Genomic DNA, 22153 nt, shown 5'->3' with positions numbered 1-22153 from the left:
CCTAGTGGTTTCGTCAGATTTGCGCTGACTCATCAGTTGTGTTGCTTTCAGATTATCAAGCTTGTATTGGAAATCAAGCGCTTTTTTCAAGTGATAGTAAATGAACTTAATTGAAAATTTATTAATAGACCGCTTTCTGATAAATGGTAGAATTCAAAGATAAGGTCCTAGTTTTTTTGAGTGTTATTTGATGATTAAAGTCTCCACAAATGAGGTTCGTTTTTGTTTCAAACCAATGAATGCGCAACATGCACTTGTTTTGGGGTGGATTCATCAGCCACATATTAATGAATGGCTTCATGGTGATGGTTTAAGTAATACAATAAAAGACCTTCATGAATTTTTAAACGATGGGGAACCATGGGCTACTCATTGGATAGCCTATGATAATGAAATCCCCTTCGCTTACTTGATTACTTCTGAAATAGAGAAATCAGAAGAATATCCTGATAGTGCAGTTACGCTGGATTTATTCATTTGCAGGTTGGATTATATTGGGAAGGGATTATCAGTACAGATGATACATGAATTTATCTTAAGGCAATTTTCTGATGCTAAAATCGTGCTTATTGATCCTGAAATCTCTAATGAGCGTGCGGTTCATGTTTATAAAAAAGCTGGTTTTGAAATCATTGGGGAATTTATAGCTCCATGGCACCCAGTACCACATTATAAAATGAAATTGTGTATTGAAGATTTAAAAATACAAAGATTGTCAGCCTAAGTAGATCTTTGTAATACTCAATCTCGAATGCCCAAGCGACTGGCTAATAATTTCCCTTGCGGTTCTATCCCAATATTTTTCAAGAGGATTCAGTTCGTTGTATACTCTGCCTCCTTGAATTGGGCATATAAGTCCATTGCCAGTTTTGTCATAGGATTTTGTAATTTCATGATATCTTCGCTGAGCATAAGCATGGCGAAGGCCATGGCATTTGCTTAAGCCCATTTTTTCTATCACTTCATGATACTGAGCAAGATGATTTTTATAGGTCTTTTCTTTAGGAATGAGAGATTGTCCAGCAGGAACTTGCTTTATCGCATTGAGTAGCCATTGTCGTTGTTGCTCATTCGTGAGTCTAATATCACGACCGATGCCACCTTTTGTCCAGCTAGGCTTTATAACCAATTTATTTCCTTGCCAGGCATCACTAAGTACAATCTTCATAGATTCTTCACGGCGAAGACCAAAAAGGAATTGGGCTTCCAGGGATAAACGGATCATTGGGTCTGAGCATTTAGAAAAATCGACATTGTTGATTGCTTTATTGTATTGAGGAGCATAATTACGTTTATTGATTTGATAGCTGTCGTTGCCTTGCTTAACCAGTTCTGGCTTGTTTAGCACCGAGGCTACTTTTCGCAGTTTAGCCATGTAATTTTTTATTGTTGCAGGATTTTTATTCTGGGTTTTCCAGTGTTCAACCAGGATGTGTATGTGCTTTGGTTTTAATCCTTTGATGTGTGTGACCATATAGCCTAGCGCGTGCAAATCTTTGACGCAGCGATTCAGCATGTGTTTCATATCCGCTCTGCTGGCGTGGGAGTAGTTTTGGATTTTCTTAATACATTCATTGATGGAATACTGCGCATTTTTAAGTTTGGACTTACTCATTGAGATACCTCCATAAAGAATCACGGGATTTGATGCCCATTTCGCTGCGAATAACCCAATAGGCTTCGTATTTCCCCAATAGTGGTAAAAGATACAGAGCCATCTGTTTTGCATAGAGATAGCGGTATGCTTTATTAATTGGTAAGGCATGTTTTTTTAAAACCTTTCGCCAGGCAATTTTGGTGTCGTCATAATCGTTAAACTCAGCAATGGATTTACCGTCAGTCAGCTTTTTGATTTCATCCAGGATGGATTTTTGCATTTCAAATCTGATAGGAATTGTTCTATCCAAGGAATTAAACGCGATGTTTCTGGTTATCCAGATGCTGTCTGTTTGGATGTTAATTTCAGGTTTTATATAAATGGCTTCTTGAAAGGTAAGCCCAAATTCAGTTTGTAATGCCATAATAAGGCGGGGGATTGAATTATCCCATGATTGCCAATGGTTATGCTGGATTTTGAGTTTTCTTTTGCGTTTCTTGCTTGTTTTGCTAAGTTGCAGCGATTTATTGTCTATATCGGGGATAGGGCAGTCTATGCTGAGCAGGTAATGTCGGACGATAGTCATATGATTCATAATCGTGCTGGAACGTAGTTTACTCTTTTTCCAATGTGCTACCAGTTGATGAATATGATTTGATTGAATATTTTTCCACGAAGATGGCACATCTCCAATGGTATAGAAATCATCAATCATTTTACGAATAACGTATGCTCGTTGTTTTTTGATTTTGTAGCTGCCTTGATTGCCGAGCTTTAAATATTGATTGGCAGTTTGTCTTAAGCTGTATTTTCTCATCATCCCATCCGATAAAATTTATTTGCCCTGTCTTTGGTTTAGTGTTGAACGAGCGGCTCACTCAAAGATGAAACCTGGCCAAAGCCATAAAGCTCGAAGTAGGGGGCAAATCAATCGTTATAAGGCAAACGATCTCGCCGATTTACAACAGTTTTTGGGTGTGTATTTCCTCCTTGTTTTGATGATTAATAAAAACGACAAGACAATGGCTCTTGTCATACAAGTCCATGGTCAAATTGAAATAAATTGACTTAAACTCCCGAGGGAGTTGCCCTGTCGGATGACAGAGATTCCTAGATGTTTTTCCCGACTGAACGTCCAGCCACAAAGTTAGGGAATGAAGTGGCTTAGCATAAGACGTCGATTGACGTTTCGCCGGTTTTTCACCAGCTCATCAGTCATGCTTGATTCCAAATTAGCAAAGCGGTGCTTGCTTCGCAAGGGATTTTGGAAATAATTTTGTCCAATCCCGATTGGCGGGATAGGACAAAATGCTGAAATGTGTTGATTTTACGTGGTAAAATCAAGGTGATTTTTCTGCGTCACTGCTGGGAAATTTGCAGTGACGCAGAATTACCAAGATTGTTATTTATCTCTAGTTGAGTATATAAAGCTATGTAGTTCATTTTGAAAATCATCGTAAGTAAGACCCGAATCATCGAAAAAATCACATATATTTTTATATTTTATGAATAAACTAATGATTCGTTCTTTTTCTTGTTCAATATTTTCAATAGCTCTAGATAGCCCAAGACATCTTGATAAATTTGGTTTACCATTGAATGATTTGTTTGGATAAGGATAGATTATTAATGGAAAACATCCCCCTGTATGGTCTATGACAACAAAACCGCATTTATTTTGCATAGGCACTGGATATATTTCTAGATAAATCTTTGTATTGCCCATGCCTAATAATCGAAACTCTTGTTTATCTTTGAGTGAGTTAATAAGTTCATCTATTTTTAGCCTAAGTGTTTCTTCGCACTCATTAAATGTGTAGTATTCTAAAAATGCAGCACATATTACAGTTCTATAACAGGGCGCATTTTTTAGGTATTCTGATTTAGCAAAGTTATCATCTACAACATATTTAAAATTTCTCATTAAAAATCCTCTTATAAAAACAAAGAAAAAACAGTACTCATTCAATCAAATGAATACATTCTTTAGTTTTAAGAGCTTTGTCGAAAAAAATCGCACCTAATAATTGACTTTTTGAACAACATTTTCTAGAATACACTTGTCAAAGAAAATCCTAGCAGCTCTTAAAGCTAAGACCAATAACAGGTCCACCTTTTAGTATAGCACATAAATTGTACTTATCCAGTTTATTTACTTTTTCCTAACAATTAAGTCAAAAAATGAACAACTATTAGTTACATCTGAGGTGAATTGGTACTCGCATCTTAAAGACTTCTTCTCCATTAGCTAAAATAAAAGCCTGTCCCTTAGGCAAAAAGAAAGACTTGAACCTATATACGTGCATCCATATTTAATTTGAAGGTTTCATTACTAACTTGTGCTTGAGCAGACAAGAATTTACCAGAACTTGATGCCTTTCAATGAATATTCATTATCTAGTTGAAAATAATGTCTCTAACAATGACTTTAGAAGTACTTCTTCTGTTTTAATATAGGTTATACAAGGCATCATTTTTTCTTCGATAATCTCACGTCCTTTTAGTATTTCAGTCTCATCAGAAGTAACCTCGCCTAGCATACGGCGTATGTTAAATTCAGTCCATGCCAATACACAATGCCCTAGCATCGTCAAAGTAATCGTACTGGGCTTCATCTGTTTCAGCATGGTGGATATTGGCTGAATGAATTAACGAATACAATTCGCCAATAGAGCGCGCATGCTCAAGCGTTAACTTAGACTCATCCAGTAAATGACCGTCGATATACGGATAAATTATATAATGATCTTTATTGACGTTAATAACATACTCATTATTCAAAGATAAAGCCTTAACCGCAGGTATAGAATTTTTAGCCATCTCATTAGCAATCTGCTCGGAGCGCTCATAGGCGTTTTTAAAATGACTTTTAGCGGTAATATGAGGATTTAATCGTTTAATCGCAAAAGCGCCGTTGCTGGTTTCTATTTTAATCATTGTATGCAGCGCACCTCCTGTGAGTAACTCAGGCTGTGCTTTTAATTCACCAAGTTGCAGATTTTCTATCAACAGTTGCATATTCATTTTATTCTTCAATCAGGTCAATACAATTTGTTATCAAGTGGGTGACTTCACCAATAGAAAAATTGGGGCAATATCTAGGGTACGTTCTATTCAAACCACCGGAATGTTTTTCTAATAGTTGCAGGTCATATTTGGGCATATCCACAATATCGAATTTGTCCTTATCCCAACTATCATCTGAATGAACGCCAATACCGCCGTCAAAAAGTAACCCGTTTGGTAATCTAATTAATACATGCCAACATTCATCAGAATTTTTTACCATGATAAAGGCAATATTTACTTTTTCAGTAAATTTTTGATTCCAAATCGTATAAAAGGCATTAGCAAAAGGGCCACATGGACCGGAGTTTATTGCCGGTTCTCCAAAATTTTCGCCAGCAATTTTGACAAAGCCATATAAGTTATTAATTTTTTCTGATAGTTCATTTAACAGAATCAAGGTGTTATGTTCATCCATACTTAAACCCCTCTTAATTTATGCGTGAGACAAAAGAGGAAACATCAACTGATTTTCATCAAATAAAGCAGTCTTGTCTGTCTCAACAAAAAGCATTTCATCTTTTTCTTTTTCATCGATAGGAATTATCTCATAGGATGAACAATCCTTAGGGACAAAACCAAGTTGCACGGTAGCTATGGTTCCGTCACTTAATGCATGGATAATATCATCTAAGCTTTGATCTTTTTTGCTAAACACGTCTAAAAGGTGTAGTTGTCTCCCGTTTATTTTGGCAATGGCGATGGCATCTAATTCAGGCAGGTAAAACACATTATCTTTATATACCGTGATGCCGTAAAACATGACCAAATCGGCGTTTTCTTGCATGGAAATCTTGCTAATTGGGCGAGCTTTTTGGGCATAATCATAGAGTTTTTCCCTATTTTCTGTTTTATCCATATTCAATTTGATGAAGTTAGCTTTCATTGTTGGGGTTATTGTTCGCTGGTATTGGTACTCTTTAACTGACTTAAATCCAAGTCTAGGATAGAAGCCCCATACGGTTGAATTAGCAAAAAGATAAATCAGATGGCTATTTGCTTTCCAATCCTCAAAGATCTTTTTCATGAGCCTTCTACTCAAACCTTGATTCCTGTAGGCTTCCTCTGTCATCACCGTGCCAATCTGGATGGTTCTTTGTTGATGGCCAAAGATGCTAAAATCCATAATATTTACTGAAACATTGGCAACGGCTTGCTCCCCATCGAACAAGGTATAGGGGATGTATTTATCTCGCCAATAGCCGGATTGGTACCATTCTTCAAACGATAGATCAAAGGTTTTAACTGCAAGGTGATTAAACGCGGCGCGCTTTTGTTCATCTTGTTGATAACCCTTAAAAAAAGTAAGTTCTTTCATTCGCTCACCTTGTAGGCTATTTTGTTTGGATTTATGGATAATTTGATTGTGTTAATTTCCTGTAGCATCCAATCTGCACAAGGTTTTAACGATGCTTTGATATCTTCCCAATATTCATTTTCATCGCCGATGCAGATGGATTTAGCTCTATTCATCACGGCTTGGTAAGTTTTTGGCAACCGTTCTATTACCCAATCCGCTGCATCTGGTTTGGAGCAAATTGTATTAGTTTTTAAAGTACACCAAATTCGTGCCAGGGTGAGTAACACATTTCGAGTATCATCCTTGATATCGGCTGCAAGTCTATTGAGATCTTGAAGCATCGCTTTAATAAAATCAGCGTAGGGAACTGGCGCTAAAATTTTTTCTGGCTGCTCCCCAAACAAGGTCTGGCTCTTCAATAAAACCTGAGTGATAATCAAGGCAAGATCAGGCATTTCAAGATTCGGGGGTTCAATCTCACCCATTTCAAAAGAAGCTCTTAGCCATTCTCCATATTGAAAATCAAAACGAGGGGGATAATGCCAGGGGTTAACTGCTCCTTTTTCAACAACCGTCATTTCTATAGGCCGTTTTGCGCTTTTCATGTAAAGGCCTGATATGTGAAGCAGGTGTTTCGTCAATTCATTCTTTTCACTCAAGGTTGTGGCATGATTGGTTACAACGAATAAGTCAATATCACTGTATTTTTGTAAACCACCCACAAGGGCTGAACCATAGAGATAAACGCCCAAAAGATTGTCACCTAAAACTTTAGTGACTAAATTAATACATTCATTGATTTGTTGCGCATCAGGATTGGGTTCTATTTTTTCTTGAGGATAATTCATGGCAATAATCCAATTAAACGCATAGGTGCCTCGGTTGCTTGTTTGATTTTCAGTGGGAAGGCCATGACAAAACTACCTGTAGGGGGTAATTGTTCACTATTTGCAATGTTTTCCACGATGTATCGTCCTGAATTTAACAAGATGCGATGCACAGGATAACCATCATCTAGCCTGTCAGGTGATAAGGTATCTATGCCTAAACCCACAATGCCCCGTGACACCAGCAAGGTAGCTGTTTCTGCCGAGACAGAGGGAAAATTATGGTTGTTACGATATTGGAAGGGGTTGTCCCAAAAGCGTGACCAACCTGTTTTGATGATGACAAATGAATTAGGTTGAATAAGGCCATGCTTTTTTTCAAAGTCAGCGATATCTTGAGGTGTCACGCTGTAAAGTTCATGTGCCTTTTGAGATACATCAATCACCACACAAGGAGCGGCTAATTTATCCAGTGGAATTTGGTCTATAGATAGCCCATCAGGACAGCAGTGAGAGGGGGCATCCATATGCGTTCCCATTCCTGCTGGCATTGTGAGATGTTGCACGCGAAATGAGGCTTCGCTAGTACAATCTGCATAATCCAATATTAGTGATGATGAAAAACCACAGTTTTCTTCCCAAGAAGGACTGGTTTCATCTAAAGTATGGGTTAATTCGATGAGGTGATAAGGAAATTTCATTTTATTATTTCACTTTTTTGGTAAACCATAATATCAAATCATCATCCAAAGAAACCATTTTTCCTGGAGCAACTGACTTATAGTCATAAGTGACTCCTAGCCCATCAGGAATATAGCCGCGTTTAATGTAGAGTCGTTGCGCCTGTCCATAGCCACCATCTTGTCCACCATATAAGCCAACGCCAAGACCTACATGTGAGTGTTGGCTTGCTGCTTTTTCTTCAGCAACTGTTAGTAAAGTACTTCCTATTCCAAATTTGCGAAATGAGGGTAATACATTTAAATCCATAATTTCTGGGATTTTTTTCTGAGCAAAGGGTTCATAGAGTGATGTCCATTTTAGCGTAACATATCCTGCAATTTGGTCTTGAAAATAAGCCAACCATACGACTCGTTCAGCCTGTTGTTGTTCTTGGTAATACTTTTCAAATAACGATGCAGGTTTTTGCCAATTTGCTTTTTGAAAGGCATCGACCAGAAAGGGGATATCAGATAAAGCCAGTGCTTTGATCACAATTGCCTGTTGGTTTATTGCTAAAGGTTCAAGCTGTTTCATCATATATGCCATATTCCACTCATATCCGGCGGGTTTTAAATCAAAAAGAGCTTTAAAACCAACCGACTGATAGAACCGATACGTTTTAAGATAATTCTCTTCTGATTCAGAAGGGCTTAGAGTTTCAACGGTTATAGTTTTAGCACCTTGCGTTATAGCAAAATGACAGGCCTCATCTATTAATTGATTTCCAACACCTTGACGGTGAAAATCACGTCTTACAGCCATCCAATAAATATTGGCATTATTAGGATAGGGAAAATCTATTGAAATCAGAGCAATATAGTTATCATCCTTTTTTGCAGCGAAATTTATACGGTTTGTAACACCTATTGCATAATGCTCGTTTGCTTCTGGTAATCCGAAGTACTCAGGTAACTCCGTTGTAATGGTTTGACACAAGGTTTTAGCTAGTTCACCTGTTATTTTTTCAATTTGAATCATAATATTTCCCTCTGTCGCAGTATTTCGAGCATCTCCTTCATATGATTTGATGGATACGGAGTTGACTTATCTTTCTGAATTTCTTTATAAAATGTATGCATTTTTTCCGCAATATGAGCATTTATAGATAGTATTTCATTTATTTTATTGGGTAACTTAATTGAAAATTTATTTGTTAAGTAATCACTTAATGTTTTATCCCAATGTTCTTTTCCTGCATAGGCTGTTAAGACAGCATGCAGCAAATTGACTGAATAACTACATCGATCATAATGCTCATGGTCTTTTACAAAATTATGTTCGGTCATTGATAAATCAAATTTCTTTGACAATGCCAAACCAAAATCACTGAGGTAAATGTCATCCTCATCAGCTAAAATGTTATGAAAATGAGCATCCATATGAAGAAAACCTTTTTTTTGCATAAATTCTAAAGCCGTTCCAAATGATTTATTCAATTTTTCCAGATGGTTAATTGAATCTAATTCAGAGATATTGGATGATAAAACTTCTTTTAAATGTTGGTGTAAATTTCTCGGAAAATGCTCAAGAAATAATAGGACACTGGTGTTTGCGCTATTCAGACCATGTATACGCTCTTTGATGTTTGGGTTGTTTTCCCAATAATCTAAATATTTTTCTGTAGATTCCCAATAGGAAAGATCTGTTTTACTTAAAGAGTTAGAAATAATTCGCCAGCTATACATCATTGGGAAATTGGGGCATTGACCACTAATCACCCAATTCGTTGTCATGATGTGTGCTGCAAGCTCACGCCAAGCGCTAAAACCAGCTGAGCCAATACCATATTGATAGCACATTGGTAATTTAAAAATATTAGCCGTTGACATGAAGTTATCTGGCTTGAGTTCAAATTCAGTAATTGGAACCCTTTTTACAAAAACGGGGATGTTTTCGATATCTATTCGAACAGAAGTTCCTCCAATACCAGCATGCATCTCTTTTCCGGTTGACAGGACTTGTTGTAATTGTTGATTGCTCATACACGCTAATGTGTTAGAGACAATAGTACATTTCTCAATTCGTTTTGATTCAGTATTCATTCTTGTGCATTTCTGGTTATACCCTTAGAACTAAATCTTCATTAGGTGATTGGGTTATAATGCTTTGAATAAATTGTATCATATAGTGCGATTGATGTAGGTGCTGAATATTGGCAATGGTGTTTTAGTCTGTTTTTTACAACTTATTGGTAGAGGAATTCGAGTTTTGTATAGTTCTCCACCATTTACTATCATAAAAGCCTGTCCTTTAGGTAAAGAAATAATATCATCCACTCCAACCATCGGCACAGAAGACGTTTGGACTCTATCTTCATTAGTCGTATTAAAGTAAACACCGTCATCCCCATGTGGTGTGTCGTTAACCATCGAAACTTGAGTATGTCCGACAACACCTACTTGTGGCAGCACCTTAACCAGTAAATTGGCTGTTTCTTCATTTTTAACACGCAGCATAATTAGAGTATTAAAATTTCCCTCGGATACTTCTGCTTTAGCTCTGGAACCGAGTGCAACTTCCATATCTTGAATAGTTTGAGCGTAAGCGGTTACTTGAAACCCAGCACCACCTGCCTTATTAAGAATCTTCACAAAAGAATCCTGAATAATCTCTGATAACTCATCGCAGTGTAGATTTAAAGTGTACCGCGCGTTAGGTTCTTTGTAGATTTTACCTGCTGTGGAAACCAGATCAGACAAAAAGGCTTTTCCTACTGCTTGGGCAATATTGGGATTGGTTAGGCTATCTAAGCCGATATAAAGAACTTTCTTATTTTTAATTACATCCATCAATTCAATTTCACCTGGTTGAGCTTTTGACGATAGGATTTTTGAGGCATTACTTTTATTGATTTCAGACAGTACAGGACCGACATTGGCGGTGATTTTGTCGTAATAGTGTTTATCCATAATGGCTGCATCGTAGAGGTCGATTAGTATTTGATCGTGCAGAGCTTCAGCATTGTTGTTTTTGATCGTTTTATTGATGTGGTTTTTGACATATTGAATGACTGCTTGGTGGCGTTCCATAGGGGATTTTGTCTTATTATTTTTGCCTATTTTACTATCATGCTCCTCGATGATTTCATCTATCTCTTGATGGTAATTTGGGTAGTGGTTAGGAAGAATCTTATCAGCATAGGACATTAATAATTGTTCTAGTCGGCTGATATAGAAGGCTATTGTTTGGTAGGTAAGGGGTTGATTCATTTCTTCTAGGCATATAGCCACGATATTGACGTATTTCCAGGCGAAGGCTGCGAACTGTTTTCCTTCTCCCTCTGCGGAGATTGCATCGGTGATACGTGTTGCAACCTCACTGATTTGGTCGAAATTTTTTAAGGGGTTGTATTGTGCAGATTGTTCTGGAAAGCCTAAGTGTACGATTTTGAAGTCTTCTGTTCGGCCTGATACTTTACAGGCTGCCATCATGTCTCTAACCAGGTCTTGATCGCCTTTTGGATCTACAACGATAACCGCATCCCCATTTCGGATGTCTTGGTTAATTAGAATACTGGCCAACCGTGTTTTTCCTACTCTGGTTGTACCGACTACGAAGGTATGACCGACACGTACATCTTGAGGGATGTATACAGGTTTATCTTCTTCGCCTATACCATGCAAGAATGGACTACCGCCAACAGGTGGATCAGGTCTAAAAGGGTTTAGTTTAGAATTTGTATTTAACCATTTGGCTAGCTTTGTATGTTCATGATTTTGGCAGAATCTTCTGGCAAGTTGGTAGCAAGAGCTTCGTTGCATGAACTTTTCATTTTTGACCTGTTTAATTTGATGCAGCTTTTGAGTGTGGCTTGGTCGCCAGCGAAAGCCTTTGCCCAAGAACAACCAGTTTTTGGATAAAGGTATTTCTGTGGTGGATAGGGCATAAGTGGGCATGGCTAATAATCTTCGGTGATAGCGTTTTACTTTAATTGCTTGCCAGGCTCTATAAATTCCAGGGATTAACAATGCGAGCGCAGCGTATAATCCCATAGTTTGTGTTAGTAAAAACAAATGCGGTTGAGTATATGCCAGCAAGGCTAGAGACAAACAGGTAATGGCTGACCAGGCTTCTGTTGGTTCTCTTAATAGGTTATTAATGGGGTAATTGCTCATAGTTTGCCTCCAATCATCAAAATATCAATAAATACAAAAATACCCAGCAGATACCACCGAGCTTTTAAAGCGGTGTTCAGCTGCTCTGTGGTTATTTGGTGTTGATTCTGTAGGCGTAAAATTAGCCTTGGCCATAATAAGACAAGGGATAAATAGAGTACTCCATGCAGACCAAGAAATAATGGTTGAATGGTAGTGAAGGTGCTTTGCCAGCGAGTCAGTAGATTGCTATTAATGAACCAGGGCGCAATTGCTAATAAGGCAATGATTGGTAAAACGGTTTGAATTAATACTATAATGGATGAACGGATATAATGTTTAATCATAGGGATAGCTCCAAATGAGAAAGGTATTTCGGTTGTTGGCAGTTGTTCTTGATGCCATTGTCGGAGTGGCAGAGGATAAACCTGCCAAATGCTACATGTCTGTTTATGAGGCTCAAGATAAGCTTGATAATGGCTTGATCACTATTCGTGAATACAATGAAGCCTTTGAACGTAAAGATGTGCTTTAACATATTCATTGAATTCCTTTTGAAATAATTTTTACTCCTGTCTTGGCTACCTGCATACCGGATTGCGCCATGCTTTCGCTTTGCCTATCTGCACCATTGACTAAATCCATAAGACCCGCCCCAGCGTCACCGCCAAAATGGCTTGATAATCTCAACAATAAAACAGGTGCAACAAAGTAAAACATCACAGCCATATTCTTCATGGCAGAAATCGCATCGTTTTCACCTAATGGATCAAGCACTGAACGTTCAAGAAATCCGACTAAATGCCAGAGGTACTGAAGAAAAATAGCCATGACAAATAAGGCGCATAAACTGCCTAATGCTCTGGTGCTGTAGCAGCTTAAAGACAAAACCATTGGAGTGAGAATGATTAAAAAGAACATGAAAAACGCCTGCATGACGGGCAATGTTTGCATGATTGCTTCTCTTTTTAATGGGGTGGATGTCCATGATTTTGTCCATTGTCCGACATTGACTAGGCTATGGGTAATGGCAGATGCGACCTTCCCATTGTTATTATCCATGAGGTTTTGCACAGAACTGGTCTGCATGTCTTTGCTTTCTTGCAAGAGCATTTTCGCAATAAAATCTTCTGCGCTGATGTCTGCTTTCCAGGCTTTTGGGTGTTTCACTTTATATTGGCGAACCCTATCAAGCATGGCGTAGTAATTTAAGTGTTTATTAAAAACACTGGCCTGATTAGAGACTTCAACCAGGTCAGTTTTGATTTTGTTCCACCATTGCTGACAGCTGGGATAACCATCTTCTGGCAATCGTTCGGGTGGGATATCGCCACGATTAGCTGCCTTTTCAAGATTGCGATTAGGGGCTTGATGAAAGGTAAATCCTGGCACGGGTTGGCGAGCATGAAGTTTGCTGTAATACATTTTTTGCAGGATTTTAGAACCCATCCAGTTTAAGTCATCTTCACCGCCATAGCGTTTGAGCATAGGGTCTAATTCACTGGCTTCATGCTTTTCACTATTGAATTGAGTTCTGGCTTCAATAAAACATTGTCTATGAAAATCCAATGCCTGCTTGCGAACGCTCTGGGGGAGATAGGTTGATACCAAATCTCCTTGAATGGATTGCAAACTATCGGTGCAACCCGTCACCTTCATAAGGCTGTAGGTAAAGCTCGATATAAAATTCTGGATGATGGCAAAGCCTATAGGAATTTTGACCTGGTTAGTCAGTAGATCTGCAAAGGCTTCATCATAAGTTGTGCCGCTGTCGCCAATGACCGCAGTCGTTGGGTTTTTCAGTCCGCATAAGGGTTTAAATTGTAGGGCTTTGGTTTCCAACGGTACACAAGGATAGACAAATAAGCTGCATATCAGGAAAGTTATTGCCAATTCATAAAGAAAATTATTTAAAGCATGTTCAACCGCATAGAACGCGCCAGCTGGATTGAGCACATTTTTAAGAAAGCGATAACCAATGGCCAAAAAGCCAAGATACAACAGCCCTGTTTGCCACAGGGCGTTGAATAGAACCTCATACTGTTGCCAGCCTAGATAGGTGGTATAGAGAGATAAAGGATTAAAGACAATCATGATTAAGCTCCTTTATTTTCTTTAACGTAGATTGCGCCGTTTTTAACAGCAGGCTGTTCGTGATCCTGGCCTGGCATATTTTGGCTTTGGGCTTGATGGCGAATGTCCATGATGGTTCCCAAAGTCTCAGTCATCATTTTTTTGCGGACATCGTTTTCAAAGGACAAAGAATGAATGTCATCGTCTAGTTTTTTCAGGGCAAACAAGACCATATTCATAGCAGGTTTTAAATTCTGTACTTCTTGCACTTGTAATCCTGCTTGTAAGATGCGGCGCATCATTAAGGCTTTATCCAGCATATTTTGAACAGCGATTTCTTCTGCCAGTTTTGAGACAGTAAGCATTTGTTCTTCACGGGGCAGGTGCTGAATAGTAGTAATGACTTCATCAGTAATCAGTAAATTGGAGGCACTGACTTTACTCAGATTTTCTTCAGTAAGCGTCCAAGTACCATTGACTAAATTCCATAAGGCCTTGGCAATGTTCTGGCTACAGGTATTGGCGTTCGCGCAGCTTTGCAATAAAGCTGATAAACCAATCCCTGCTTTAGCATCATGGCTTTGTTTGTTTTCACTGCTGCTGACCTGGATATCGCCAAGAACCTTAACTGCCCAATTAGCAGCATCGGTAGGTGTTGGCCAGCTTTGTACCATAGGAATTTTGGTGCTTGGTTTTTCCAAAGAATCTAAAGGTTTTCTCTCTAAAAGAATGTTGTAGCCCGCAATGACTACATCATTAATTACCTTAATTGGGCGTTGAAACTTACCGCCCGCATTGCCTTTATTGCTGCCTATCCAGGGTAGACCATATTCATCTCGCTTTTGAGCGATGCTTTTTGATGTTTCGGTCACATCGACGTTTTCCTTTTTAGCTCGTTTGGCAGCATCAAGCCATCCTTGACTATCGGATACTGATAATATGCCTTCCATTGGAGATTGGTTTTGTTCCAGTGCTTGTTTGACTTCCTGACAATCTTTAACCTTGAGGGTAAATTCGTTTTGTGCACTGGATGCAGCGTTTTGTAGAACATTGTATAAAGCAGGCATGGACTGTTGCAGCTTATAAAGAGGGAATCCTGCGACTGAACCTTTTAAGTTATCAATGACACCACCAGGGATATTTAATGCTGATTTTTTTAAATCCTGAAAGGTATTGGTAATGGATACGACAGGATTAAAACCGCTACAAGAGAATCCCATACGGCCATCAATATCTGCACCAATAACCAGCGTTTGATCTTTATTAACAGGTGGTATAAATAAATTGGAGGTTCCTCCTAATTCATAATAGTAATCTGATTGGCTGGGCATAAAGTTTCCGGCATGGGTTAGGTGCGGAATAAGTAAGGTTAATAATAGATATTTATTCATGTTGATGTCCTATCGTTTTTGAGGTTGTCCAACTTTTGGGAAAGTGAGAAAGTTCACGAGTTTGCCTTTGTTCTGAATACAGCCGCGATATTTGCGCCAAAGGACAAACACGTAATTGCCATTTCCGGCTTTTTCGTCTTCAATGCCGAAATCCTGTGCATCGCCTGGGTGGATATTGCGATTTAAAGGATAGATTTCCTGCCAGATGACTTTATTGTTTTGTGGGTCGTAAATGGCATTAGCCACCACACAATTTTTACCGCAGGAATTATTGGTTGACTTGGTGACATGCAAAGGATTTTTATTGGTGACAATATCTACGGCGTGCATGGCTGCAACAACTGAAGCTCTGTAGTTATAAGGTTGTGTTACGCGCATCAACCTGGGAATTTCAGAACCCCAATGCTGTGTTAATGTGCCAATTTCATGATTAATTAACAGATGAGGATGCGTTCCCATATATAACAATTCAGCTGCTTCTGTTCTATCCATGACTGCATCAGCTTCGGCCAGATAATAAGGAACGCCAAAACCAGTTTCCGGCCTGTGTGATAGATAAGGGATACGGTAAAATGCAGCAGGGCTGCCAATCACATCAACAATGCGTGTCCGCTCATCATTGATGTGAAGATCAGTGGTTTGACCGCTGTCATTGCCAAATCCTAACGCTGAACCAGTCGCAGCTTTATAGGCTTGTTGGTACATCGTTCTTGCTGCTTTATTTTCATAAAGCGTTCGAGCTTCAAGCCAGGGATTTTCTTCTGGTTTATTGCTGACGGTAATCACTAAATCAGGTAAAAACTGTTCAACCGCAGGAGTGACTTCAAGTCTTGGCGGTAAACGTCCCACCGTCCAAGTGCAAGAACCAATGACTTTGTAATGACTGTTTTGAAACAGTTTTTGCAAAACCCGTGTAGCGATTGTGAAGGTATTCACAGGATGAGGTGGGCTTGTGCTTTCTAAAGCAAGGGCAGTGTTAGTCATAAAAATAAGCCCTGTTATGAGTAGTTTCCTTTGGTTGTTCGAGTTTCTTAGCCATGATTTCAGCGGCGACCAGGACATCATGTTCTTTCTCCAGGAGGTGGCGTTGCGCTTTTTCTGATTTTTCAGTCATTAAGAGGGCAAGCAAGTAGCGAGGTGGAATGACGCGAAATAATCCTTGGTAGCGTGACCCTAATAAAACTGCTTCTGCATACAAACCTTTTTGCGAATCAATATCTCTGATTAATGTTTCCTGCTGCGGTGTTAAGGATTTAAAGCGTTTCACATCAGTGATTTCTTTTTCATCCAATCCCAATAAAATCCAGGTTTCAATTAGCGATAAAATCTTTGCAGATTTTTCAGAATTCATGTCGGTAACGTTTTGGGTAATTGCAACCAGCCAAAGCCCGAGCTTTCTGGCTACTTTGGCAACCAGTAGACACACTGTCACCACAGAAGGAATTTGAAATTGCAGGTGTGACTCATCAATAAAAAGAAAGGTTGGCCTATTATCGTTTTGAGTGGCCTCAGCCATGGCCAGTATTCTTGGCAACAAAGAGACCATGACCAAAGCCAGTTTTCCGGTATCATCTTTAATGGCGGAAATATCAATATGAAAGATATCAAAATCACCTAAAGGTTCTGTTGGTACATTAAAAAAGCGTGATTTTGCGCTGTTAATGACATAACTGTTTAATCGGTCGTGCATATCCAGAATCCGGTCTTTCTTGCGCGCCACCGTTTCTTTATCCAATCGCCGTTGAAACGAACTCACAATATGCTCAGTCAGCATTTGTGGTATGCCATCGTTAAATGAAGTTAGAATGGCATCAATTAATACTTCAATTAGCAGCGTTTCATCAGCCAGGGTAAATTGTTCTTCTTCCATGGCATTGGCTTCAGTAATCATGGTACGCAAAGCTAAAGCAAGCTCTGCAAGGTATGCGCGTGAACCATCACCACAAGCTAAATCTTCTGAATGTTTCGGATCTTTAAGATCCATGATTTTTTGAGCTATTAAAGCAGCTTGTTCTGTGCTTAAATTATCTGTTATTTCTGGAATTGCTTTATACGCTTCACAAAATGGATTTAATGGAACAGCTTCCTCTTTTTTATTGCTTAATAGTAACTGCTTGGTTTTCTTACCATGAGCTTTGGCATGAACGAGCATCCGATCAAACGAGTTTCCCATTTCAAAAAGTACTACACGGGCGTTTTTCATTGCGAGTAGTGATTGAATCATCCAACCTGTTAAAACTGACTTACCACCACCAGAGTTGGCGAAAATCGCGCAATGCGAATTTTGACTAATAAAATCATGGTGTAGTAAGTCAAAGAAAACGGGTTCGCCTAAGCGGTTGAAAAAGGGAAAGCAGGGTAAATGCCTTGCACCTTGGTTTCGGCCATAGACTGGAAGCAAGGCAGCAAGTTCTGTAGCAAACATCAGACGATCAAAACATAAGTACTTACGGGCATAGTGAGGATCGAAATTAAACGGCAACGCATTGAGCCAGGAATTTAAAGGGTGAATATCATAGCTGGAATGAATTAATGGCATCTTGGCGTCGTTGAAAATGGTATGCAGGTTTTTTTCTATGACTTGTGCTTGTTGCTCATCCTCTGCTTGATAAAAAACAGCCTGATTAACCCAGAACAGACGATTGCCAGTACTTAATTCATTACGGGCTGTTTTTATATCATCTCTGACCTCTTGGGGTTTTAGGCTGGTTCCCACAATTCCCTTTTCTAATCGTGTTAAATGGGAATCAAGATTTTCATCATGGCTAAAGACGACTTGAATGGTGTAAATGCTTCCTTCTGGCAAAGTATCTAAAAGCGCATATCGGTGCTTAGGATTGGCTTGTTGTCTTTCTCGGGAGACTAAACCAATAATGGGTGCTTCTTTTAAGCCATCAACATACAGGATTCTTTGTTTTCGGCCTTCAAAAATAAATCCTTGCTCATCGCTCTCAGGCGGGGAAAAGAATATATTTTGCGTCAGATTAAAACCTGCGGGCATGGGATTAGGGTAGGGATATTCTTCCAAGATCTCATCGGCTGATTTCGGATTAAACCAGCGTATCCACCACTGATAATAATCCTGACCTTTAAGGCGTTTGATTTCTAAACCTGGTGAGCGTAGTTTGGTTTCAATCTGGCTGATGACTTCTTGATGTTCGAGAAGAATTTGTTCTCTGGTTAAAGTGGTTTGATGTAGTTGCCTATAAAACAATACTCTGATTCGTCGTCTTCGTCCTCGATAGGGCGCACCTGTTTTAGGATCGAGAAATAAGCCTTCTGGCTTGGTCATTTTGTTGTAGAGATCTTGCAAGCGTTGTAAGTAATCTTGCGTTAGTGGATTTTCAACGAGTTGTTGTGGGATTTTGGATTTAATATGATCGATAACGGGATCAAGGCAATATTCGTCTTGAACAAACATTTGCATGACCCAAGGATCTATCGCATGAAGGGGAACTACCGTTGCAAAGGTGTCGCGGATTTTATTAAAGACAGCTTGCAAATATTCAGGAGAAGCTGCTTCGGCTTGAATATCACCTAGCTCAAACCCAGAACCTAAACTTTTTCCATCGACTAATAAAAACACTTGTTCTTGCTCGTTGAAATCAACAATGGCCAGCCTGTCAGCAAAAGAAGGCAAAGGATTGGCGTATTGCTTTTTAATGGTTATTTCTTTCATAGCCTGGAGATTCATTTCCCCAAGCAACCAGTTAGATAATCGTTTCATCATGCCTCCTTAATACAGTTCTGATGCCAGGGCATATTGATTTTGCTTGTAAAGAAAAAAGCGTGTGGTATAGGCTGGTTTGATGATTTGTTCATCGCCGAGCTGAGCCACATGCGCAAAAATATGGATAGGCACTTCGGGATTAGGCAGTTGCTTAAACTCATCGCCTGAATCCTCAAACCGCACCTGTTGAACAACAGCTTTTTGTATAGGCTGCTGCATGCTTTGCTGATAGAGCTGGCTGACAGTTAAGCCCTGCTCAGGAATGGCGCTTTGCGATATATTGGCGGTTGAACAAGCGCTCAAAGCCAGACTAGCGCAAAGCATTGTCAAAGTTCTTTTGTTGATGGTAACCATAATCTAATACCCTCCCTTGGTGTTCTTTATCAATGGCTATGGTTTGACTGAAATGAAGACTGAATTGGTTTGGTATAAAGCCTGAATGACTGCGGATGCTGGCAGGAACAAAAACCATATCGAAGCTGCCTTGTATCCTTTTCTCAAGCCAATCAGTAATTTTTTGGCTACCCTCGTTGATAGCGCCGCCAGCGGCAAAATGCGCTAAATCACCCGTAGGCGTGGCAATCGCAGAACCGCCTTCGGCTTGATAACTCATTTGCCATTTGGATAAAGCATTGCCTGCCCCCTGAATACCGCCAGCAGCCATGAAAGCAGCTAAAACTCTGGGGGCATTAGTGATGTACTGTCCTTTAATGCAAGGATTGCCGAATTGAGTAGTCAGATAACCAATGCTGTCATTGTTCACCAGCTCCGCAGAGCTTTTCATTTGCTCTTGGCCGATACTGACAAAATTCCCATCCTCAAAGACAAATAAAGCGGCAGTGACATACGCGCGAACGCAGCTGATGTTATCGAGAAAAGAACCTACGCCAATCGAGTAACCACTGATTTTCATACCTATAATTTCTTCCGGCAATTGCATCCCATTGGCTGTCATTAAGTCCCCACGGCTGACCATTGCGGTAAAGGGAAACAAAGGCTGCATCAGTTTGCCTTCAACAGGTACTTCACCCATTAAGGCGGACAACAGCGTGACTTTACTGAAATCACTGCCTGCTGGAATGGTATAGAAGGGCGTTTTGGTTGGGGCTTCTTCTTTGGTTGAGGTATCTTGTTCTGCAAAGACTTTGCTCTCAATAGGAGCTTTATCCAGTAATCCATCCAGATCTTTGATTTGGCCAGATACAGGAGCTTGATTGCCCTCCATGGGGTAGGATTGAGTTTGATGATCAGTAAGGGCTGAGAGCTTTTCTTTCAGTGTTTGCAATTCATCTTGTAGTGTATGGCTTGCTTCTTGTATCGGTTGTTTTAATTGTTTTTGCAGCGATTTATTCTCCTTGTGCATTTGTTCCAGTTTCTTTTCTGTTTCCAGAAGTCTTGCAGACACATCACGGATGTTGTCGTTGAATTGGCTGGTAATGGCTTCATGAAAATTGTTGGGATTGGGCGTATCATCATGGACAGGCGTACTATGACGGCTATTGATAAGAATCATGACGACTGCGAACACCACCGATCCAGCTAAGATTTTAATGCCTTTGTTTTTGTTCATCGGCTGTACCTCGCATGTTGAGTAAGTGCTGTGGCAAAGGGTTGATCTGAAACCAAAAAGACGGTGGTGCTTTCATGTTGATTTCGTGGAGGCAATTCCCCTTTAGGATAGAAACTTGCGGTTTGCCAACGTCCCATGAGTTTTGAAAATTGCAGTTTCACGGGTTGATTCAGCAGGTTTTTCAAATCGACCACAGTCACATAGAGGCTACCGCCACGCCATGAAGCTAGAGGGTGCGCTTCAATGCTTGCACCATAAAATAAGGGAATGGTTTTGTTGGTTTGCATGGGCGAGCGATAAATACCTTCTGGAATATCTCTGACACGTTCAGGTGAATACAAGGCTTGAATGGCAAAGCGAGTAAGCTGGATGGCATTGTATTCGTATTGACTTGCACCTGACTGATGAGTGGCTTTGGGATCATCAATCAGGATTTCAATTGGAGTGGTATTGACGACTTTCTCATTGGCTTTAAGATTCAGTATGATTACTTCGCCTTCAGGTAAGAGCTGCACAATCAAACGCGCATCATTGAAAGTGTCTTTGGCATTTAAATACAAACTTCCTTTTACTTTCAGAATATCGAGGTTAGTACTGAGTTGTTGATCAATGATTTTAATGGCCTGGGGAAACTGAACAAGTCTTTCTTTATTGATAGGCAATTCGATCGTTAAAGGGACTTTTTCCCAAACCAGATGTTCGCTTTGCAGGGCGTAGCTCACTTGCGTGAGCATAAAGCCAAGTATTAATAATATGTGTTTAGTGAGTTTCATGGGGTTCCTCCGTGTCGACCAATAAATCTTGTAACCGTTCTTCAGGACGGGTATAGCCATCGAGAGCCAGTTGGAAGGGGTTGTGTAAACGAGACAAGTTGAGTTTGACTACACGCAGGTGATAGGCAACTACCTTGTCGGCAATCACCATACCGCTGTTGTCTTTCAGTCTTTGAGTAATGCGCATGATTAATTTTACTTCCCAGGTATCAGGACTAATTTTTCTAATGTCTTGAGGTTCCATGAAGCGATAGAGGCTTGCTACTTGGCTGCGATCAAAAAGCTGCGCATTTTTGTAAGCTCCTAAAGTGTCTCTGAGTAATTGTTCATGGCGAGGAGTAAAATAATAATGGAAGGCTTTAATATTCTGGTTAAATTCTTCTTTGCCCTTATTAGACCAAGTGTATAGCGTGGGTATTAACGAGGATACAAACCCTTGTACGTATTCATTAGGGATATCGCTTGCTTTCATTAAACCGCCATTGGCTGCCATATTAGGGCTTAGCCAAAACTCATAGCGTTTGGGCATGGTCATGAGGTTAATGATTAAGGCCAAAACGATGACGGATAACACGCTGATAAAGGCCAGTAACAAGCGGTTATGGTGCTGTAGGCTGTCGATTTTTTTCCAATATTCAAACATGAGGCTCTCCAACAGATTTATTCTTTTGCCACTGTCCCTGGTAATGAATCCAGGGCGAGTGTTTGAGCCTTAATCGCACCATCCATTGAATGGTTTTCTTCATCACATAACCGTAAGGTTTGCCAGCTTTGATACGGGCGACACCTTTTGGCCACACGGTAATGGAGAGGATGAATCCAATCACAAAACCGATGCAGCCAGCGGCTAGAGGATACCCTGCCATTGTTCCTAAAAGAATAAAAAGCAAGGTAGTTACTGGTGTTGTAGTGACGACAATCCAAAACAATTCACGCAGACTTAAGCCTTTCCAGGCTGGGAAGTCATGTGATAGATGGCGCGAAGAAGGCTGGCTCATAAATTCACCTC

General features: G+C 39.8%; 24 protein-coding genes. 3 read left to right on the top strand and 21 right to left on the bottom strand.

The window, feature by feature from the left end; genetic code table 11:
* Positions 1 to 190 precede the first annotated feature (190 nt).
* The gene (locus tag Lpar_RS16470; protein ID WP_011946068.1) at positions 191 to 724 is read left to right on the top strand and encodes a GNAT family N-acetyltransferase; all 534 of its coding nucleotides are present in this window, start codon (positions 191 to 193) and stop codon (positions 722 to 724) included.
* Here the strand turns inward: Lpar_RS16470 and Lpar_RS16465 are convergent.
* A complete protein-coding gene (locus tag Lpar_RS16465; protein WP_011946069.1) occupies positions 716 to 1615 on the bottom strand; it encodes a phage integrase N-terminal domain-containing protein in 900 nt (299 codons plus the stop codon). The two genes, Lpar_RS16470 and Lpar_RS16465, sit on opposite strands and share 9 nt — an antisense overlap.
* The gene (locus Lpar_RS16460) at positions 1608 to 2414 is read right to left on the bottom strand and encodes a phage integrase N-terminal domain-containing protein (RefSeq protein WP_011946070.1); all 807 of its coding nucleotides are present in this window, start codon (positions 2412 to 2414) and stop codon (positions 1608 to 1610) included. The genes Lpar_RS16465 and Lpar_RS16460 overlap by 8 nt, the downstream gene beginning before the upstream one ends.
* Positions 2415 to 2481: 67 nt before the next feature.
* On the opposite strand from Lpar_RS16460, the gene Lpar_RS16455 reads away from it, so the two are divergent.
* Positions 2482 to 2664, top strand: a complete 183-nt coding sequence (locus Lpar_RS16455; RefSeq protein ID WP_011946071.1) for a hypothetical protein — start codon at positions 2482 to 2484, stop codon at positions 2662 to 2664.
* Positions 2665 to 2999: 335 nt separating this feature from the next.
* Here the strand turns inward: Lpar_RS16455 and Lpar_RS16450 are convergent, their stop codons facing one another.
* The 10 genes from Lpar_RS16450 to Lpar_RS16405 form a co-directional block, all read right to left on the bottom strand.
* Positions 3000 to 3521 carry a hypothetical protein gene (locus Lpar_RS16450; RefSeq protein WP_011946072.1) on the bottom strand — a complete coding sequence of 174 codons (522 nt, stop codon included), beginning with the start codon at positions 3519 to 3521 and terminating at the stop codon, positions 3000 to 3002.
* Between the two features lie 632 nt (positions 3522 to 4153).
* On the bottom strand, positions 4154 to 4621 hold the full coding sequence (locus Lpar_RS16445; RefSeq protein ID WP_011946073.1) for a protein kinase family protein: 468 nt from the start codon (positions 4619 to 4621) through the stop codon (positions 4154 to 4156).
* Between the two features lies 1 nt (position 4622).
* Positions 4623 to 5081, bottom strand: coding sequence for a hypothetical protein (locus Lpar_RS16440; RefSeq protein ID WP_011946074.1), 459 nt, complete (start codon positions 5079 to 5081; stop codon positions 4623 to 4625).
* Positions 5082 to 5099: 18 nt separating this feature from the next.
* Complete coding sequence (locus Lpar_RS16435) at positions 5100 to 5981, bottom strand: GNAT family N-acetyltransferase (protein ID WP_011946075.1); 882 nt, start codon at positions 5979 to 5981, stop codon at positions 5100 to 5102.
* Positions 5978 to 6811 (bottom strand): aminoglycoside nucleotidyltransferase ANT9, encoded by an 834-nt coding sequence (locus Lpar_RS16430; RefSeq protein ID WP_011946076.1) that lies wholly within the window; start codon positions 6809 to 6811, stop codon positions 5978 to 5980. The genes Lpar_RS16435 and Lpar_RS16430 overlap by 4 nt, the downstream gene beginning before the upstream one ends.
* Positions 6808 to 7491 (bottom strand): cyclase family protein, encoded by a 684-nt coding sequence (locus tag Lpar_RS16425; RefSeq protein WP_011946077.1) that lies wholly within the window; start codon positions 7489 to 7491, stop codon positions 6808 to 6810. Before Lpar_RS16425 ends, Lpar_RS16430 begins: the two co-directional genes overlap by 4 nt.
* Before the next feature lie 4 nt (positions 7492 to 7495).
* Entirely contained in the window at positions 7496 to 8491 is a 996-nt protein-coding gene (locus Lpar_RS16420) for a GNAT family N-acetyltransferase (RefSeq protein ID WP_011946078.1), read from the bottom strand.
* Complete coding sequence (locus tag Lpar_RS16415; protein WP_058518860.1) at positions 8488 to 9555, bottom strand: BUD32 family EKC/KEOPS complex subunit; 1068 nt, start codon at positions 9553 to 9555, stop codon at positions 8488 to 8490. Before Lpar_RS16415 ends, Lpar_RS16420 begins: the two co-directional genes overlap by 4 nt.
* A gap of 78 nt (positions 9556 to 9633) precedes the next feature.
* On the bottom strand, positions 9634 to 11628 hold the full coding sequence (gene traD / locus Lpar_RS16410; protein WP_011946080.1) for a type IV conjugative transfer system coupling protein TraD: 1995 nt from the start codon (positions 11626 to 11628) through the stop codon (positions 9634 to 9636).
* Complete coding sequence (locus Lpar_RS16405) at positions 11625 to 11954, bottom strand: hypothetical protein (RefSeq protein WP_011946081.1); 330 nt, start codon at positions 11952 to 11954, stop codon at positions 11625 to 11627. The genes traD and Lpar_RS16405 overlap by 4 nt, the downstream gene beginning before the upstream one ends.
* A gap of 14 nt (positions 11955 to 11968) precedes the next feature.
* On the opposite strand from Lpar_RS16405, the gene Lpar_RS19165 reads away from it, so the two are divergent.
* A complete protein-coding gene (locus Lpar_RS19165) occupies positions 11969 to 12142 on the top strand; it encodes a hypothetical protein (protein WP_010946719.1) in 174 nt (57 codons plus the stop codon).
* A gap of 5 nt (positions 12143 to 12147) precedes the next feature.
* Here Lpar_RS19165 and Lpar_RS16400 read toward each other — a convergent pair whose 3' ends face one another.
* The 9 genes from Lpar_RS16400 to Lpar_RS16360 are packed head-to-tail and all read right to left on the bottom strand — an operon-like array spanning position 12148 to position 22142.
* Positions 12148 to 13701: a conjugal transfer protein TraG N-terminal domain-containing protein gene (locus tag Lpar_RS16400; protein WP_010946720.1), complete on the bottom strand. Its 1554-nt coding sequence runs from the start codon at positions 13699 to 13701 to the stop codon at positions 12148 to 12150.
* Positions 13702 to 13703: 2 nt separating this feature from the next.
* Positions 13704 to 15071, bottom strand: a complete 1368-nt coding sequence (locus Lpar_RS16395; protein WP_011946082.1) for an integrating conjugative element protein — start codon at positions 15069 to 15071, stop codon at positions 13704 to 13706.
* Positions 15072 to 15080: 9 nt separating this feature from the next.
* Positions 15081 to 16055: a TIGR03756 family integrating conjugative element protein gene (locus Lpar_RS16390; protein WP_011946083.1), complete on the bottom strand. Its 975-nt coding sequence runs from the start codon at positions 16053 to 16055 to the stop codon at positions 15081 to 15083.
* Positions 16048 to 18798 (bottom strand): conjugative transfer ATPase, encoded by a 2751-nt coding sequence (locus tag Lpar_RS16385; RefSeq protein WP_011946084.1) that lies wholly within the window; start codon positions 18796 to 18798, stop codon positions 16048 to 16050. Before Lpar_RS16385 ends, Lpar_RS16390 begins: the two co-directional genes overlap by 8 nt.
* A gap of 9 nt (positions 18799 to 18807) precedes the next feature.
* Positions 18808 to 19155 (bottom strand): TIGR03751 family conjugal transfer lipoprotein, encoded by a 348-nt coding sequence (locus Lpar_RS16380; RefSeq protein ID WP_011946085.1) that lies wholly within the window; start codon positions 19153 to 19155, stop codon positions 18808 to 18810.
* Positions 19112 to 20371 (bottom strand): TIGR03752 family integrating conjugative element protein, encoded by a 1260-nt coding sequence (locus Lpar_RS16375; RefSeq protein WP_011946086.1) that lies wholly within the window; start codon positions 20369 to 20371, stop codon positions 19112 to 19114. The genes Lpar_RS16380 and Lpar_RS16375 overlap by 44 nt, the downstream gene beginning before the upstream one ends.
* The gene (locus tag Lpar_RS16370) at positions 20368 to 21144 is read right to left on the bottom strand and encodes a TIGR03749 family integrating conjugative element protein (RefSeq protein WP_011946087.1); all 777 of its coding nucleotides are present in this window, start codon (positions 21142 to 21144) and stop codon (positions 20368 to 20370) included. The genes Lpar_RS16375 and Lpar_RS16370 overlap by 4 nt, the downstream gene beginning before the upstream one ends.
* Positions 21131 to 21787: a TIGR03746 family integrating conjugative element protein gene (locus Lpar_RS16365; protein WP_011946088.1), complete on the bottom strand. Its 657-nt coding sequence runs from the start codon at positions 21785 to 21787 to the stop codon at positions 21131 to 21133. The genes Lpar_RS16370 and Lpar_RS16365 overlap by 14 nt, the downstream gene beginning before the upstream one ends.
* The gene (locus Lpar_RS16360) at positions 21780 to 22142 is read right to left on the bottom strand and encodes a TIGR03750 family conjugal transfer protein (protein ID WP_011946089.1); all 363 of its coding nucleotides are present in this window, start codon (positions 22140 to 22142) and stop codon (positions 21780 to 21782) included. Before Lpar_RS16360 ends, Lpar_RS16365 begins: the two co-directional genes overlap by 8 nt.
* Positions 22143 to 22153 lie beyond the last annotated feature (11 nt).

This window comes from Legionella parisiensis (assembly GCF_001467945.1).
GTDB lineage: Bacteria > Pseudomonadota > Gammaproteobacteria > Legionellales > Legionellaceae > Legionella > Legionella parisiensis.
Note: the sequence above shows the minus strand (reverse complement) of the source record. Positions and strands in the feature narration are given on the sequence as shown.

What these genes read in the sequence shown, in the direction of transcription:
- Lpar_RS16455 (WP_011946071.1), top strand. Translation starts at nt 2,482, where the DNA reads ATGAAACCTGGCCAAAGCCATAAAGCTCGAAGTAGGGGGCAAATCAAT.
- Lpar_RS16395 (WP_011946082.1), bottom strand. Translation starts at nt 15,071, where the DNA reads ATGAATAAATATCTATTATTAACCTTACTTATTCCGCACCTAACCCAT.
- Lpar_RS16385 (WP_011946084.1), bottom strand. Translation starts at nt 18,798, where the DNA reads ATGAAACGATTATCTAACTGGTTGCTTGGGGAAATGAATCTCCAGGCT.
- Lpar_RS16390 (WP_011946083.1), bottom strand. Translation starts at nt 16,055, where the DNA reads ATGACTAACACTGCCCTTGCTTTAGAAAGCACAAGCCCACCTCATCCT.
- Lpar_RS16465 (WP_011946069.1), bottom strand. Translation starts at nt 1,615, where the DNA reads ATGAGTAAGTCCAAACTTAAAAATGCGCAGTATTCCATCAATGAATGT.
- Lpar_RS16460 (WP_011946070.1), bottom strand. Translation starts at nt 2,414, where the DNA reads ATGAGAAAATACAGCTTAAGACAAACTGCCAATCAATATTTAAAGCTC.
- Lpar_RS16470 (WP_011946068.1), top strand. Translation starts at nt 191, where the DNA reads ATGATTAAAGTCTCCACAAATGAGGTTCGTTTTTGTTTCAAACCAATG.
- Lpar_RS16380 (WP_011946085.1), bottom strand. Translation starts at nt 19,155, where the DNA reads ATGGTTACCATCAACAAAAGAACTTTGACAATGCTTTGCGCTAGTCTG.
- Lpar_RS19165 (WP_010946719.1), top strand. Translation starts at nt 11,969, where the DNA reads ATGAGAAAGGTATTTCGGTTGTTGGCAGTTGTTCTTGATGCCATTGTC.
- Lpar_RS16415 (WP_058518860.1), bottom strand. Translation starts at nt 9,555, where the DNA reads ATGAATACTGAATCAAAACGAATTGAGAAATGTACTATTGTCTCTAAC.
- Lpar_RS16375 (WP_011946086.1), bottom strand. Translation starts at nt 20,371, where the DNA reads ATGAACAAAAACAAAGGCATTAAAATCTTAGCTGGATCGGTGGTGTTC.
- Lpar_RS16430 (WP_011946076.1), bottom strand. Translation starts at nt 6,811, where the DNA reads ATGAATTATCCTCAAGAAAAAATAGAACCCAATCCTGATGCGCAACAA.
- Lpar_RS16425 (WP_011946077.1), bottom strand. Translation starts at nt 7,491, where the DNA reads ATGAAATTTCCTTATCACCTCATCGAATTAACCCATACTTTAGATGAA.
- Lpar_RS16445 (WP_011946073.1), bottom strand. Translation starts at nt 4,621, where the DNA reads ATGAATATGCAACTGTTGATAGAAAATCTGCAACTTGGTGAATTAAAA.
- Lpar_RS16450 (WP_011946072.1), bottom strand. Translation starts at nt 3,521, where the DNA reads ATGAGAAATTTTAAATATGTTGTAGATGATAACTTTGCTAAATCAGAA.
- traD (WP_011946080.1), bottom strand. Translation starts at nt 11,628, where the DNA reads ATGAGCAATTACCCCATTAATAACCTATTAAGAGAACCAACAGAAGCC.
- Lpar_RS16370 (WP_011946087.1), bottom strand. Translation starts at nt 21,144, where the DNA reads ATGAAACTCACTAAACACATATTATTAATACTTGGCTTTATGCTCACG.
- Lpar_RS16435 (WP_011946075.1), bottom strand. Translation starts at nt 5,981, where the DNA reads ATGAAAGAACTTACTTTTTTTAAGGGTTATCAACAAGATGAACAAAAG.
- Lpar_RS16400 (WP_010946720.1), bottom strand. Translation starts at nt 13,701, where the DNA reads ATGATTGTCTTTAATCCTTTATCTCTCTATACCACCTATCTAGGCTGG.
- Lpar_RS16405 (WP_011946081.1), bottom strand. Translation starts at nt 11,954, where the DNA reads ATGATTAAACATTATATCCGTTCATCCATTATAGTATTAATTCAAACC.
- Lpar_RS16440 (WP_011946074.1), bottom strand. Translation starts at nt 5,081, where the DNA reads ATGGATGAACATAACACCTTGATTCTGTTAAATGAACTATCAGAAAAA.
- Lpar_RS16420 (WP_011946078.1), bottom strand. Translation starts at nt 8,491, where the DNA reads ATGATTCAAATTGAAAAAATAACAGGTGAACTAGCTAAAACCTTGTGT.
- Lpar_RS16365 (WP_011946088.1), bottom strand. Translation starts at nt 21,787, where the DNA reads ATGTTTGAATATTGGAAAAAAATCGACAGCCTACAGCACCATAACCGC.
- Lpar_RS16360 (WP_011946089.1), bottom strand. Translation starts at nt 22,142, where the DNA reads ATGAGCCAGCCTTCTTCGCGCCATCTATCACATGACTTCCCAGCCTGG.